Annotated in this window: 12 protein-coding genes; 10 read left to right on the forward strand and 2 right to left on the reverse strand. The window is 67.2% G+C overall.

All coding sequences use genetic code 11. The annotated features are described in order from the left end of the window. Positions 1–197: 197 nt before the first annotated feature. The 7 genes from ON21_RS06055 (at position 198) to ON21_RS06085 (ending at position 8,374) form a co-directional block, all read left to right on the forward strand. Positions 198–1,316, forward strand: a complete 1,119-nt coding sequence (locus ON21_RS06055) for a DUF3631 domain-containing protein (RefSeq protein ID WP_051020397.1) — start codon at positions 198–200, stop codon at positions 1,314–1,316. A gap of 1 nt (position 1,317) precedes the next feature. Continuing rightward, positions 1,318–1,701, forward strand: a complete 384-nt coding sequence (locus ON21_RS06060) for a hypothetical protein (protein WP_039796367.1) — start codon at positions 1,318–1,320, stop codon at positions 1,699–1,701. Further along, complete coding sequence (locus ON21_RS06065) at positions 1,688–2,032, forward strand: hypothetical protein (RefSeq protein WP_039796368.1); 345 nt, start codon at positions 1,688–1,690, stop codon at positions 2,030–2,032. Before ON21_RS06060 ends, ON21_RS06065 begins: the two co-directional genes overlap by 14 nt. Before the next feature lie 315 nt (positions 2,033–2,347). After that, positions 2,348–6,523 carry a hypothetical protein gene (locus tag ON21_RS06070; protein WP_039796369.1) on the forward strand — a complete coding sequence of 1,392 codons (4,176 nt, stop codon included), beginning with the start codon at positions 2,348–2,350 and terminating at the stop codon, positions 6,521–6,523. A 26-nt stretch (positions 6,524–6,549) separates the two neighbouring features. Continuing rightward, entirely contained in the window at positions 6,550–7,167 is a 618-nt protein-coding gene (locus ON21_RS06075) for a hypothetical protein (protein WP_039796370.1), read from the forward strand. Between the two features lie 306 nt (positions 7,168–7,473). After that, positions 7,474–7,815 carry a hypothetical protein gene (locus tag ON21_RS06080; RefSeq protein WP_039796371.1) on the forward strand — a complete coding sequence of 114 codons (342 nt, stop codon included), beginning with the start codon at positions 7,474–7,476 and terminating at the stop codon, positions 7,813–7,815. Continuing rightward, complete coding sequence (locus ON21_RS06085; RefSeq protein WP_039796372.1) at positions 7,808–8,374, forward strand: hypothetical protein; 567 nt, start codon at positions 7,808–7,810, stop codon at positions 8,372–8,374. Before ON21_RS06080 ends, ON21_RS06085 begins: the two co-directional genes overlap by 8 nt. A gap of 171 nt (positions 8,375–8,545) precedes the next feature. Here ON21_RS06085 and ON21_RS06090 read toward each other — a convergent pair whose 3' ends face one another. After that, positions 8,546–8,728, reverse strand: coding sequence for a hypothetical protein (locus tag ON21_RS06090; protein ID WP_039796373.1), 183 nt, complete (start codon positions 8,726–8,728; stop codon positions 8,546–8,548). Then, positions 8,725–8,892, reverse strand: coding sequence for a hypothetical protein (locus ON21_RS38195; protein ID WP_157170735.1), 168 nt, complete (start codon positions 8,890–8,892; stop codon positions 8,725–8,727). Before ON21_RS38195 ends, ON21_RS06090 begins: the two co-directional genes overlap by 4 nt. A gap of 174 nt (positions 8,893–9,066) precedes the next feature. On the opposite strand from ON21_RS38195, the gene ON21_RS06095 reads away from it, so the two are divergent. The 3 genes from ON21_RS06095 (at position 9,067) to ON21_RS06105 (ending at position 14,357) form a co-directional block, all read left to right on the forward strand. Next, a complete protein-coding gene (locus ON21_RS06095) occupies positions 9,067–9,999 on the forward strand; it encodes a helix-turn-helix domain-containing protein (protein ID WP_051020398.1) in 933 nt (310 codons plus the stop codon). 313 nt (positions 10,000–10,312) lie between these two features. Continuing rightward, positions 10,313–12,886 carry an alpha-glucan family phosphorylase gene (gene glgP / locus ON21_RS06100; RefSeq protein WP_039796374.1) on the forward strand — a complete coding sequence of 858 codons (2,574 nt, stop codon included), beginning with the start codon at positions 10,313–10,315 and terminating at the stop codon, positions 12,884–12,886. A gap of 109 nt (positions 12,887–12,995) precedes the next feature. Next, entirely contained in the window at positions 12,996–14,357 is a 1,362-nt protein-coding gene (locus ON21_RS06105) for an NCS2 family permease (RefSeq protein WP_039796375.1), read from the forward strand. Positions 14,358–14,490: the final 133 nt, after the last annotated feature.

Genomic DNA, 14,490 nt, shown 5'->3' on the forward strand with positions numbered 1-14,490 from the left:
CGGAGACCTCCGGAGTAACCGGAGTAACCGGTGGAAGTGGCGGAACTGGTGATACGAAGCCGCCGGTTACTCCGCCTCCGCCAGATTCTCCGGTTACTCCGGGGCAGGGTGGGGAGCCGGTTACTCCGCCTCCGCCACTTACTCCGGTTACTCCAGAGGAAGGGCCGGATCCACTCCTGGAGGCAGCACTCGCAGGAGTGCTCGAGGAAGTCCGGGAGCACTTCGCCGCCTACGTTTACACCGCCGACCCTGACGACTCGGTCACGCTGTCGTTGTGGGTGGCGCACACCTACGCCTGCGAGGAGACCTACACCAGCCCCCGGCTCAAGTTCGATTCCCCGATGCCGGGCAGTGGCAAAACGACTGGTCTCGAACACATCCAGCACCTGGCGCGCGACCCGCTGCTGATGTCCACGGTGTCCTCCTCGGCGCTGCTGCCGCGCATCCTCAACCAGGAGATCCGCACCCTGCTGATCGACGAGTGCGACCGGTCCCTGTCGCCGAAGAAACCGGGAGTCGAAGATGTGCTGGCGATCATCAACTCCGGATACAAGCGATCGTCCACGCGGCCCGTGCTCGTTCCCGACAAGGAGAACGGCGGATGGTCGGTGGAGGAGATGAGCACCTACTCTCCGGTCGCGATGGCAGGCAACGCCCCCGACCTACCGGAGGACACGGTGTCGCGCTGCATCGAGATCCTGTGCGTCCCGGCGAACAACGGAGAGGTCGAAGAGACCGACTGGGAACTGATCGAGGACGAGGCAACCGAACTGGGTAGGCGCTTGGGCCTTGCTGTCGAGGAGGTCTTGGTCGTGATCAGTGGAGCCCGTCCCGCGCTACCCGCGAAGCTCACCGGTCGCCGCAAGGAGGTGTGGCGGCCGTTGGCTCGGATCGCGTCGGCGGCTGGCGGCGATTGGCCGTCGAGGTTGGAGAAGATCATCGTCAAGGACTTGGAGCGCAACGAGATGATGCGTGAAGACGGAGCTATCAAGGTGCGCCCGCATGTGGTGTTGCTCGCCGATCTGCGGAAGGCGTTCGGGGAAGAGCCCTATGTGCCGACGGCGGATTTGCTGGAGCGGCTGGCACGCGGCAACCCCGACATGTGGGCCGCGGACGCGTTCAAGAATCGCACCGCGATCACTGCTCAGCGCATGGGCCGCATGTTGTCCACGAACTACCGGATCAACTCCTGGCGGCCGTCGTCGCCGAAGAATGCGCCGCGCGGATACCGGAGGTCGGACTTCGAACGCGCATGGAAGTACATGGGTATGGCGGCTCCGGAGAAACCGGTGGAAACGGCAGAGCTGGAGATCTGAGATGAGCGAAACCAATTGGGGTCCGTGGGAACTCGACGCCGACAACTACGCCCTGCGGATCCACGGAGTGCGAAAAGTGGTGCTCGACCTCCCGGGCGGCGATTACGAGATCGACCTCGAGGAGTGCCTCACCGCCGCGCAGACGCTCGACTGGGTTATGCAGATCGCGGGCAAGGAATGGGCGACCGACGACGTCGTTGCCGGACTGGTCCGCGCCCTCAACGAGATCCTGAGCCCGCAAGCGCACCTGTGCCCGTTCGGGATTAGTCGCACCATCGCCCGACCGACCGTGCGCGATCTCGTCCGCCGTGCCCAGCGCGCCCGAAAAACCCGAGCGCGGAGACGAACCCGCAGCGGGGAGGGGGCACCGGATGCACCTAGATGACCGCGAAGCCCGCGTAGCGTTCTCCTGGCTGGACTACGCGGTCGTTCGCCGCAACCTTGCCCGCGAACCGATCCCGCCCGCCCTCGCCCAACTCATGCACCGCCTCGAGGCGGAACTCCGCGACGCGACACCGCGCGCGACCTCCGAACTGATCGGCGCGAGAGAAGCCGCCCGCATCCTGCACTGTGGTGAACGACTGGTACGCACACGCGCTCAGGAATTGGGTGGCAGACGCATTTCCGGGCGCTGGGTATTCGACCGGGAGAAGGTCGAAGAATTCGCGCGCACCCCCCGCCGCAGACAATGTCCGAATTTGCCGCGCACGGACTGATTTCTGTACGCCGATAAACCGCATCGATACCGTCGGAATTGCCCACCTTGGCAGCAGGGAGTTTCGGGTTAGGTCGGCGGGTAGACGGTTCACAGGGAGATTGAGGTCGATCATTTCCCTGTGAACCGTTCCCGCAATAGACGCGGGACGGTGAATCGGAATGCACGGAGATCCACGGGACTATCTGATAGACGGCTGTGTCGCATTCTTGCGCGAACTGTCCGAACCCGAATTCGAACTGATCCTTCTGCGTGCACGCCCCCCGGAACCAGACCCTGACGACGGCACTGTTGCGCCGATCGGACGGCGCGCCGCATGACCGCGCCCGCCAACGCCGTGGAACTAGCCGTGGCCTACGTGTCCGTGGTCCCGGAAACTTCGAAGATCGCCCGGGGCATCAAGGACGCCATTCGCGGCGGCCAGTTGTACGCGAATCGCAACCCGATCAACATCAAGGCCAACGTCGATGTCTCCCACATCGGTGGGGTAGAGATCCCCGCCCTGGTGGACACGACGCGGTTCGACGCTGGGATCCGTGACGCGCTGCGCGAGGCGCAAACCTACGCCACCGCGCACCCGATCGACATCCGCGCGAACGTCGACGTCTCCCACGTCGGCAACGTCGCGGTCGATGTGGTCCCGGACTTCGGCGACTTCGGCGACCGCATGTCGGTGGGGTTGGCGATCGCGCAGGCCAGCCACAACTGGACGGTCAACGTGGGAGTGGATGTCGACGGCGCCGGCGCGCTCGCGCAAATGTCGTCGGTCCACGCTGCCCTGCAAGGGATGGCGTCCCCGATCCATCAAGAGGTCAACGTCGATGTCGACCGCCGCGGCGGAGCGGCGACGGTGGGGTCTCTCGTGTCCGGCCTGGGGTCGGTCGGTGCGGCCGCCGGAGGACTGTCCGCCGTAGCGGCTGGTATCGCCGCGATCGGTGGCGCTGCGGGTGCCGCTGTGGGTGCGGTCGGGACGCTCGGTGTCGGTTTGGCCTCCCTGGGCCCCGCTGCGGCCGCTGGTATCGCGACCGTCGCCGTCGGTATGCAAGGCGTGGGGGATGCGTTCAAAGCACTGTCCGCGGCGGAGGACGCCGCGGGCACCGATATGGCTGCGCAGGCGAAAGCCGTGTCCGCGGCCAACGATCAGCTCGAGTCCGCGATCGAGGGTGTCGCCACCGCGCAACGCTCGCAAGCCGACGCGGTGAAGGACGCGAAGGATGCGCACCAGGACATCGCCCGCGCCTACAAGGACGCCGCCGACGAGCTCGAGGACTACCAGTTCAAGCTGAAGGACGCCGCCCTGTCGGAGCAGGAGGCGGCGCTCGCGGTCCGGGAAGCCCGCGACGAGTTGGCGAAGGCCAAACCCGAGGACCGGGAGAAGGCGGCGCTTCGGTTGCAGCGCGCCGAACTGCGCTACCAGGAAGCCGTCGAGAAGAACAAAGACACCCAGGAGCAGGCGAACGAAGCCTTCCAGAAGGGTGTCGAGGGCTCGGACAAGGTCGTCGCCGCCAAGGACAAGGCCGCCAAGGCTGATGAGCGTGTCGCCGACGCGGACCGTGCGGTGGAGAAGGCGCACGCTCAGGTCGCGAAGGCACAGCAGGCGGTGACGGATGCGATGAACTCCGGGTCCTCCGCACAGGACAAAGCCGCGCAAGCGTTGGCGAAGCTGTCGCCCGCGGCGCAAGCGGCCGTTCTCGCCACCCGTGACCTCGCGCCCTTGTGGAAGGACCTCAAGAACGCCACCCAGGAAGCGCTGTTCGCCGACGCCGCCCAGGGCATCACCGAACTCGCGACCGCAGCCATGCCCACGTTGAAGGCGGGCATGGTCGACGTCGCCGCCAGCATGAACGGGCTGACCAAGCAATTCGCGGCGTTCTGGGCCGCACCGGAGAACCTCGCCGGTGTTCAGGCGGCGTTCGCGGGTGCCTCCAACTTCATCGACGGACTCGGCCCCGGCCTGCAGCAAGCCACCCAAGGGTTCCTGTCCCTCGGGCAGGCATTCGAGCCGGTCGCCAACCAAGTCGGCGCCCAGCTCGGCGGAATGCTCGGGCAGATCGGGCAAGCGTTCACTACCACGTTCCAGAACGGGGAACTGACGCAGCTCATCTCAACGTTCGGTGACACCCTCCAAGGACTGGGTGAAGGTCTGAACCCGTTGATCCAGGGCCTGATCCAGATGGGCAACATCGTCGGCCCCACCCTGGGGCCGCTGTTCAAGACTTTGGGGGAGTCCCTCGGCGCGCTCGGCCCCTCGCTGGGGCAGTTGGGCGCCACTTTCTCCACCACGTTGACCGGGATCCTGCCGGACCTGTCGAAGTTCATCGACGCACTCGCCAAGGGCCTCGAACCCGTCCTACCCGTGATCGGTGACCTACTCCAGTCGATGATGACCGCGCTCACCCCGCTCATCGGACCGCTGTCGCAGATCGCTCAAGTCGTGGGAACCGCCCTGTCCCAAGCGATTACAGCGCTCGCCCCATCCATCGGGCCGATCGGTGACGCGTTCGCGTCCCTGTTCACCGCGATCTCGCCGATCCTGCCCGTGCTCGCCGAGATCGCCTCCGGGATCCTGCAAGCGTTGGCGCCCGCGCTGACAACGATCTTCGATGCGCTCGCACCGGTGATCCAGCAGTGGGGCGACCTGCTTTTGCCAGCGTTCAAGCAGTTGCAGCCGATCCTCGCCGACGTCGCCACGACGCTCGGTAACGCGCTCGCCGACGCCCTGGTGCAGATCTCCCCGTACATCCCTGACATGGCGAAGGCGTTCACCGATCTGGTGATGGCGTTCACCCCACTGTTGCCGGAACTGGCTCGGCTCGTCGCCGACCTTCTCCCACCGATGCTGGACCTGTTCGTCTCGATCCTGCCGCAGGTCATCGACTTGACCAAGGCGTTTACCTGGTTGGCGAACAACGTCATCGTCCCGATCCTGATCCCCGCGATCAGGGGAATGTCGGAGTACCTGACCGACCAGTTGGAAAGCGTCTCGAAAGCCATCACCACCGCCCGCGACTTCTGGGGCGGCGCACTGGACAAAATGGGCAGCTTCTTCCGTGGCCTCGGCGACACCGTCGCGCAGATCTGGGACGGGATCGTCCGCAGCGTCGCCATCGGCGTGCGCTCGATTGGTGAGATCCTCCAGAAGGCAGGCGATTCCCCGATCCCGTTCCCCGGCCGCGGCAAAGCCGCCGAATACGGCAGCTCCCTCACCGAGTGGGCCAACGCGCACATGGCCGCTGGCGGCCTACTGAGCGGACCAGGTACCGGTACCAGCGATTCCATGCTGATCGCCGCCTCCACCGGGGAGTACATCGTCAACGCCAGCGCCACGGCCGCGAACCTGCCCCTGCTCGAGGCGATCAACGCCGGATGGATCCCCACCGCCGAGTTCCTGCACGGCATGATCCCCGGCTTCCGCGAAGGCGGCCTCGTACCGGGTAAGGCATTCGCCCAGAGCATGGACTCCGCCACCTACCTCATGGGCGGCTACAACCGGCAGCAAATCGACTGTTCCGGCATCGTCTCCGCCGTCGTCAACGACGCCCTCGGCCTGGACCCGTTCTCGCCGCGCATGTCCACCATCAACGAAGGCCAATGGCTCGCCGCGAAGGGCGCGAAGCCCGGACTCGGCCCGGCCGGTTCGATCAACATCGGCTGGTTCGACCACGGTGGCGGCGCGAACGGGCACACCGCCCTCACCCTCGGCGACGGAACCAACGTCGAATCCAACAGCAGCGACGGTGTCGTCATCGGCGGCCCTGTGGGCGCCACCCACAAGATGTTCGACAAGCACATGCACATCCCGCCGGAACTGCTGCGCGGCGGCGACCTCGGCACCTCTGGGGGTAGCGGCGCCACCAAGGGCGGCCGCCCGGGCAAGCTCGGCGGCTCCGCGGGCACCGGCGGGACCGGGACCGGCAGCGGCGCTACCGGTGCGGGTGCTGACGCGTCGGGCACCGACGCCGCGGGAGCTACCCCGGTGCTGGTCACCAACTGGCCCCCGCAGCTGTCCGTGGGCGGGCCCGCCACTACAGGTTTGGCGCCCGGTGAACTGTCGACGGCAACCTACGGTCCAGCCGCGACCGCACCCACCACCACACCGAGCACGGTGGCACCGAACGCAGGTGCCGACAGCAAGCACCCCCTTGCGGGTCTGCCGATCCCCGGCGTCGGCAAGCTGTTCGACGGCCCCGCCCCCTGGTACCTCGCCGCCACCCCGGAGCAGGCGCTCGCCAACCTCGGCAGCCAAGCCGCAGGCCTCGCCCAGAGGACCGGCAGCGACTTCCAGAGCCTCATCCAGAACAACTGGCGAGAGATGCTCGACACCGGCCTTGCCGTGGCTGGCATGGGCGCCTCCGGCGGGTTCGGCAGCGGGATGCCACCCATGACCGTCATCAACAACGGCATGGACCCCAACAGCGCCGCGGCCGCAGTGGAACGCGTCGTCCGCCGACGCACCCTCGCAACCCAACGATCCGGCGGCTTCGGCCGCTAACCCACCCATCCCGAAAGGAAAAACTCATGCCACGACCCGCGATCAACAAGGCCCGCATGGACCAGCTCCGCGCACAGGTAGCCGAAGCCACCAACAACATTCGCAACGACAAGCGCTACTCCGCCGAAGGGAAGCGCAACGCCATAGCCTCGGCCTACCGCCAAGCCCGCCGCGAAGCGCAGCAACTCCGCGACCAGCACATCGCCGACACCGACACCTTCAAGCGCACCCTCGAACGCGACCTGTTCGGCCTGCCCAAGAACAGCGACTCCGCCGCCATCATGGCCTACCGCGACGCACAAGACAGGGTCGCCGCACTCGACGGTGAAGACGCCTGCACCAGGGCCGCCGAACGCGCCCGCATAACCGGCGACGAACACATGATGCGAGCCCTACTGCACCGCGCGTTCGACCGCGCATGGCTGCCCATCATCTACGCGGCCGACGCCGAGAACCCCGGCGTGCTCGACAAGGCCAAGGAACTCGGATCCCTGCCCGACGAACGCACACAGAATCTCGAGAACAACGTCGGCCACAGCATCCGGATGCCCGAAGAACTCGGCGCCGCCTCGGACCGCCAGATCGACCAGTGGGCCGACGCGCACGAACCAGCCGTCGACGCCCCGCGGTACGTCCACATGTAGGCCAGAGGCCCCAAAGAGGGGTCTGTGCTGTATCCTCAGGCCAGGCAGTCAGCGGGGTAATCCCATACCCGCGCAAGCCAATTCAGGGCCGCCACGGAAGCAGTCAGACCCCCCTGGGGGAGGACTGCGGATGGCGGCCGATCCGCCCCCCCTTGGCATAGACGCTCCGGCTGGCTGCAATGCACCCGGAATCATCGCCCCAGGTCAGGGGCATTCCCCGTTCCCCAGCCTGTCCGGCCGATCCCCGAGCCTCGGTGTATCCGCTGGTCAGAGACGGTTATTCGTTACATCAGGAGGTGAGAGCGTATGCCGCGCATGAAGCCGTCCACCGCGCTGCGTAAGCGGATGGATGCGGCCCTGGGGCCCGGTATGGACTGGACAGAGCAGGAGCTCGAGCTGTTGACCCTCGCCGGCCGGGCCGCGGACCGCGTCGAGATCGTGCAAGCCCAGTTCGACCGCGAACTGTCCCGCGACGAACCGCGACCCATGCACGTGGTTCGCCTCTCGGCGGAGCTGCGTGCACTGGAGCGAGCGCAGGCCGATCTGGTCGCGCGGTTGAACCCCGTCGGTGAGGGCCCGGCGAAGTCCGAGCGGCATGTCCGGGCAGCGCTGGTGCGCTGGGATCGGGAGAGGGAACGTCATGGCTAGGAAGCGACCCGAACCGTTCGGGCTGCCACCGGTGCCCGCCGAAGCGCTGGCGCTGGCGACAGCCGACGGCCGGTTCCACCGCGGTGGTTACGTGGAAGACGAACCGCGACACACGCTGATGATGGCGAAGTGGCGGCGCTGGTGCGAGCTGCGTCGAGCGTGGGCGGAACAGGTGGGTCTCCCGCGGGGCCGTGCGGTGGCGCAGTGGCGATCAGCGGTCGCCGAAGCCAAGCGGCAACGGCAGATCATCGCGGAGTCGCTGGTGTCTGCGCAGGAGAACACGCGCCCGCAGTACAGCAACGAGCTGAACAAGCTGAACAAGTTGATTGCTGAGGAGGAGGAGCGGCGGGGGATCGAGTCGGGTGGGATGGCTGGCCATGTTCCGCCGGAGTTGCGTGATCCTGCGGTGTGGGCGTCGCGGGAGGAGTGGATGCAGGCGCGGGAGGAGTGGATTGAGGCGGGGAATCGGTGGCCGGGTGGTGAGGTGGCGGAGTTCGCCGGGGTGTTGGAGGTGTTGCGGGCCGCTCCGGATGAGCCGTTCGATTGGGGCGCGATCTGACGGTGGCGACCGTTACAAATGTTGTGCCCGTTGGAACCGAGGGACATCCAGTCCCCCGGATGCTTGGCAGGGTCCTCTGACGGCGAAACCGGGGTACTCGTTGTTGAGTACCCCGGTTTTCTAGCTCCCCGCGACCCGGCTTCCGTCACGTGACGTAACCAGGTCTTCAGCTTACCTCCCGCCGGTCGTGTCGCCTCCGTCGAGCTCGCGGAGGAACCGCTCCGCGGACACCTTGCGGGGGCATGGCGGTGTGCAGGTGGCGTGAATCTTCAGCAGGCCGCGAGCGTGCTTCTCGTCCGCGGGCATGTTCCCGTCCTCGCAGTAGTCCTGTACCCAGGAACGTCGCGTCGTCACCGCCGGTCCTCGCGGTCGATGCGTTCCATGACCTCCCGGAACGGCACCCGCTCGTCGGGATCGCCGCCGAGCTCGAGTAGCCACGGCAGCACCCAGAACAGCAGGATCAACAGACCGCCGACAGCGGCCATGACGATGAGGACGGTTGCAAGCTCTGTGGTCATACGGTGACCCTTCGGCGCAGTGTGGTGTGGGTTGGGTACACCCGGCACCGAGGACTACCGCTTCGGGGGGCGGTGTCGACCCGGCACCGGGTGCTGATCTCAGTTTCAGCCGGTTCACCTAGTTGTGACCCCGTTGCTGTGTTGACACCTGTTTTCCATCGCTACCGTGGGGAAATGGACCAGGGGGCGCTACTGCGCACGGCGCGCAAATCGGCAGGGGTGTCGCTGCGCTCGATGGCGCGGATGACGAACTACTCCCCGGCCTACTTGAGCCTCATCGAGTCCGGGAAACGGCCTGCGCCACATGAGGTTGTCTGCGCCTACGAGCGGACGCTGGGTACGGATCTCGAGCGGCTGTCGGCAGTCTCGGACTCGCCCGCGAAGGTCGATTCGAGCAGCCTGGGCGACGTCGCGGTCATGCTGTCGGCAACGCGACGCATCGAGGACGCAGCTGGACCGGCTGCGGTTGTCGCAGTCGTGCAAGGCATGTCGTCGATGGCCGAGCAGTTCGCGGACCAGGCTCGTGCGCGTCACGCCTCCCGCGCCGCGGCGCTGGCGAGCGAGGTCACCCAGTACCGCGGTTGGCTCGAGCACGCGACGGGCGCCGGTAAAGCCTCCCTGCGCAGCCTGGACCGGTCCATTGCTCTCGCTGAACATGCTGGCGGTAGCGACCAGCTCGCGCACGGGCTCAGCTTCGGCGCGTACGTCCGCCTCGAGCGTGGGCGGCTCGACGAAGCGGCACAGATGGTCGAAGCCGTGCTGTCCGTGCCTCGTTTGCACCCGCTGATTCGCGTGTACGAGCGCTATCAGCACGCCCGCGTGCTCGCGGTGGCGGGCGATCGGCACGGCGCCGAGCGTGCCCTGCTGCTCGCCGACTCGGAAGCAGACGCGGCAGCAGATGAGCCACCACCGGACGCGGGGTATTGGTACACGCCGGGTTTCTTCGGCCTGCAACGGGCCCGGGTGCTTCGCACTCTCGGTGATGTCGAACGCAGCCGTGAAGTCGTGGCGCAGTCGCTTCAGTCGATGCCGGAGGATCACGCCAAGGCTGAATGGGCGGCGAAGTGGCGCCGCGCGGCCGCCGGAGACGACGACGTACCGCACTGACCTAGCGGCCGGACTCCGGCGACATCATCTTGCTGACGCCGACAAAATGACTGGTCGCCCAGGTTGTCGACGTCGACAAGCTGGATCCGAACCCGCGGCTGGCCGTTCGTTTGCTGTGAAGCGCCTCCGGGCGGTTCTTGTGGCCGTTTTGGTGAAGCAATTCAGGCTGAGTTCCACTCAGCTCGACTAACTCCGTGTGATTTGTGACCTCGGACGTCGGTGTCCAAAGGCTTGGATATCCCCAGGTAGAGGCACGAGTGGAGCTTAGTGGAGCTGAAAGCAGATCGCCCCGTGTCAGTGTAGGTTCTACCCAATGAAGGCATTGCGTCGTTTCACCGTCCGTGCCCATCTGCCCGAGCGCCTGGCGGCTCTGGGCGAACTCGCCACGAATCTGCGCTGGTCGTGGCATCCGCCGACGCAGGACCTGTTCGCCGCGCTCGACCCGCGGCGCTGGCAGGAGATGGGGCACGACCCGGTCCGGATACTCGGCGAGGTGCCCGCGGCGCGGCTGGACGAGCTGGCCGCCGACCCCGATTACGTCGCGCGGGTGGACGCCGCGGCGGCGGACCTGCGCGCGTATCTGGCGGCGCCGGGCTGGTTCCAGCGCCGGGCGGGGGAGGAAGGGGTGCGCGGCATCGCCTACTTCTCGATGGAGTTCGGCGTCACCGAGGTGTTGCCGAACTATTCGGGCGGTCTGGGCATCCTGGCCGGAGACCATCTGAAGGCCGCCTCCGACCTGGGCCTGCCGCTGATCGGCGTGGGATTGCTGTACCGCTCGGGCTATTTCCGGCAGTCGCTGACGACCGACGGCTGGCAAGCCGAGCACTATCCGGCGCTGGATCCGCAGGGCTTGCCGCTGCGGGCGCTCACCTCGGAAGGTTCGCCGGTGCTCATCCACGTCGCGATGCCCGACCGCAGGGTGCTGCGCGCCCGGGTGTGGATCGCGCAGGTCGGCCGGGTTCCGCTGCTGCTGCTCGACTCCGACATCGCCGAGAACGATCCGGAACTGCGCGCGGTCACCGACCGGTTGTACGGAGGCGACCAAGAGCATCGCATCCGCCAGGAGATCCTCGCAGGCATCGGCGGTGTGCGGGCGGTGCGCGCGTACACCGCGTCCGCCGGACTGCCCGATCCCGACGTGTTCCATATGAACGAAGGTCACGCGGGTTTCCTCGGCGTGGAGCGCATTCGCGAATTCGTCGCGGCCGGGCAGGATTTCGATTCGGCGCTGGCCGCCGTGCGAGCGGGCACGGTCTTCACCACGCATACGCCGGTCCCCGCGGGTATCGACCGGTTCCCGATGCCGATGATCCGCCGCTACTTCGGCGGTGCGCACGGAGAATCCGAATCCGCTCTGCTGCCGGGCCTTTCGGTGGACCGGATCGTGGCCCTCGGCCGGGAAGCCGACCCGTCGGTCTTCAACATGGCGCACATGGGCCTGCGGCTCGCGCAGCGTGCCAACGGCGTGTCGAAGCTGCACGGCGAGGTGAGCCGCTCCATGTTCGCTTCGCTGTGGCCGGGCTTCGATCCGGCCGAGGTGCCGATCGGATCGGTCACCAATGGTGTGCACGCCAACACCTGGGCGGCGCGGGAGTGGGTGGACAAGGCGCGCGAGCACATCGGCGCGGAACTGGTCGAGGAGGGGCGCGGCTGGGAGCGGCTGCGCGACGTCGATCTCACCGAGTTGTGGTCGACCCGCAACACCCTGCGCGGCATCCTCGTCGACGAGGTGCGCCGCAGGCTGCGCGCGTCCTGGCTGGAACGCGGCGCGGCGGAGGCCGAACTCGGCTGGGTGAACGGTGTTTTCGACCCGGATGTGCTGACCGTCGGGTTCGCGCGCCGGGTGCCGACCTACAAGCGTCTCACTTTGATGCTGCGCGATCCGCAGCGGCTGCGCGCCCTGCTGCTGGACCCGCGGCGGCCGATGCAGCTGGTCGTCGCGGGCAAGAGCCACCCGGCCGACGACGGCGGCAAGGCGCTGATCCAGCAGGTGGTCCGCTTCGCCGACGATCCCGAGGTGCGGCACCGGATCGTCTTCCTGCCCGACTACGACATGTCGATGGCTCGCTACCTGTACTGGGGCTGCGACATCTGGCTGAACAACCCGTTGCGCCCACTGGAGGCCTGCGGCACCTCCGGCATGAAATCCGCGCTGAACGGCGGGCTGAATCTCTCCATCCGGGACGGCTGGTGGGACGAGATGTACGACGGCGAGAACGGGTGGGCCATTCCGACCGCGGAAGGCGTGCGGGACGAACACCGCCGCGACGATCTGGAGGCCGCCGCGCTCTACGACTTGTTCGAGCGTGCGGTGGCGCCGCGCTTCTACGAGCGCGACTCGTCCGGAATGCCGGTGCGCTGGGTCGAGATGGTGCGCCACACCCTGCAGACCTTGGGACCGAAGGTGCTGGCGTCGCGGATGGTCCGCGACTACGCGGTGGAGTACTACGCTCCCGCCGCCGCGGCGTCGCAGCGGGCGACGGCCGACGATTTCGCGGTGGCACGCGCCATCGCCGAGTACCGCCACCGGGTGGAGTCGGCGTGGCCCTCGGTGAAGGTGGTCCAGGTGGACAGCGCCGGGCTGCCGGATACGCCGGTGATCGGGGCGCGGCTGTCGCTCACCGCGCGGGTCGAGCTCGGTGGGTTGAGCGTGCCGGACGTGACGGTACAGGCGGTGCTCGGCCGGGTGTCGGCGACCGACGATCTCTCCGACACCACGACCGTCCCGATGACGCACATCGGATCCGACTCCGGCGCCGAGCTGTTCACCGTGGACACGCCGCTGCCGCTGTCCGGTGCGGTCGGGTACACCGTGCGTGTGCTGCCGCACAACGATCTGCTGGCCTCCGACGCCGAGTTCGGGCTGGTCTCCGCCCCGAACGCGTAACCGGGGTGGCTCCGGTCACGGTGGCGCCGCCGCGGGTGTCGCGGGTAGTGAACCGTCGGCTACCGTGCCCTTGGCCCGCCCCGAATCGTTCCTCGACTGGAGTCACCCCATGGTCACCGACGTTCTGCACCGGACCCGAGGACGCCTCGACGGATACTTCGGAGTCGGCTCGACCGGCTCGACCGTCAAGCGCGAACTCATGGCCGGGACGGTCACGTTCTTGGCCATGTCGTATGTCCTCGCGGTCAACCCCGCGGTGCTCGGCGATCAGGGCGCGCTGGGTGACAAGGGCATCCCGATGCAGGCGGTGTTCACCGCCACCGCCGTCGCCGCGGTGTTCGGCACGCTGGTCATGGGGCTGTGGGCGCGGTATCCGATCGCGCTCGCGCCGGGCATGGGACTCAACGCGTTCTTCGCCTACACGGTGGTCCTCGGCATGGGGATTCCCTGGCAGGTCGCGCTGTCGGGCACGTTCCTGTCCGGCGCCATCTTCTTCGTTCTCGCGGTGACGAGAGTTCGCGAACGCATCCTCAACGCCATCCCGATGCAATTGAAACTCGCCGTGGGCGCGGGCATCGGATTGTTCGTGGCCTTCCTCGGCCTGAAGAACGCCGGGATCGTGGTCAACAGCGACGCGACGCTGGTCACCCTGGGCGACTTCACCAAGGGCACCACCTTGCTCGCGCTGTTCGGGTTGCTGGTGACGGTGGTGTTCCTGGTGCGCGGCTGGCACGGCGCCGTGCTCTATGGCATCGTGCTGACCACGATCGTCGGCATCGTCAGCGGCTTGGTCGCGCTGCCCACGGGGTTGTTCGCCGCGCCGAAGGGGCTCGAGCAGACCTTCGGTCAGGCGATCGTCCATCTGCCCGACGCGTTCACCGGCCAGATGGCCGTGGTGGTGCTGACCATGCTGTTCGTCGATTTCTTCGACGCCTCCGGCACGCTGATCGGCGTCGCGAACCAGGCCGGGCTGCTGGACGAGAACGGCAAGTTGCCGCGCGCGGCGAGCGCGCTGGCGGCCGACTCGGTGGGCACCATGGCGGGCGCGGTCATCGGCACCTCCACCACCACCGCCTATGTGGAATCGACCGCGGGCGTCTCGGCGGGCGGACGGACCGGGCTGACGGCTGTCACCACGGCGGGTTGGTTCCTCCTCGCCATGTTCTGCTATCCGATCTTCGCGGTGGTCGCCGGCTCCAGCGAGGTGACCGCGCCCGCGCTCATCGTGGTCGGCATCCTGATGGCCCGCTCGCTCGGCGAGATCGACTGGAACCGGCTGGAGTACTCCGTGCCCGCGTTCATCACCATCGTGATGATGCCGCTGACATACTCCATCGCCAACGGCCTGGCGATGGGCATGCTGCTGTATCCGATCGTCATGGTGGCCAAGGGCCGCATCAAGGATGTGCATCCGGCGATGTGGGCACTGATGCTGGTCTTCCTCGGGTATTTCTTCTTCCTCGCGGAATGACCATCGGCTGAACCAACCTTCCCGTCCGACCGTGGAATAGACCGAGAGGTCGGGCAGTTGCCCCCGTCGTGCGATAATCGGACCATAGTCCGTTTTCTTCGCCGAAGTAACGATCGTGTCCGGGAACGACAGC

It is taken from the genome of Nocardia araoensis NBRC 100135, from assembly GCF_000308435.1.
Classification (GTDB): Bacteria; Actinomycetota; Actinomycetes; order Mycobacteriales; family Mycobacteriaceae; genus Nocardia; species Nocardia araoensis.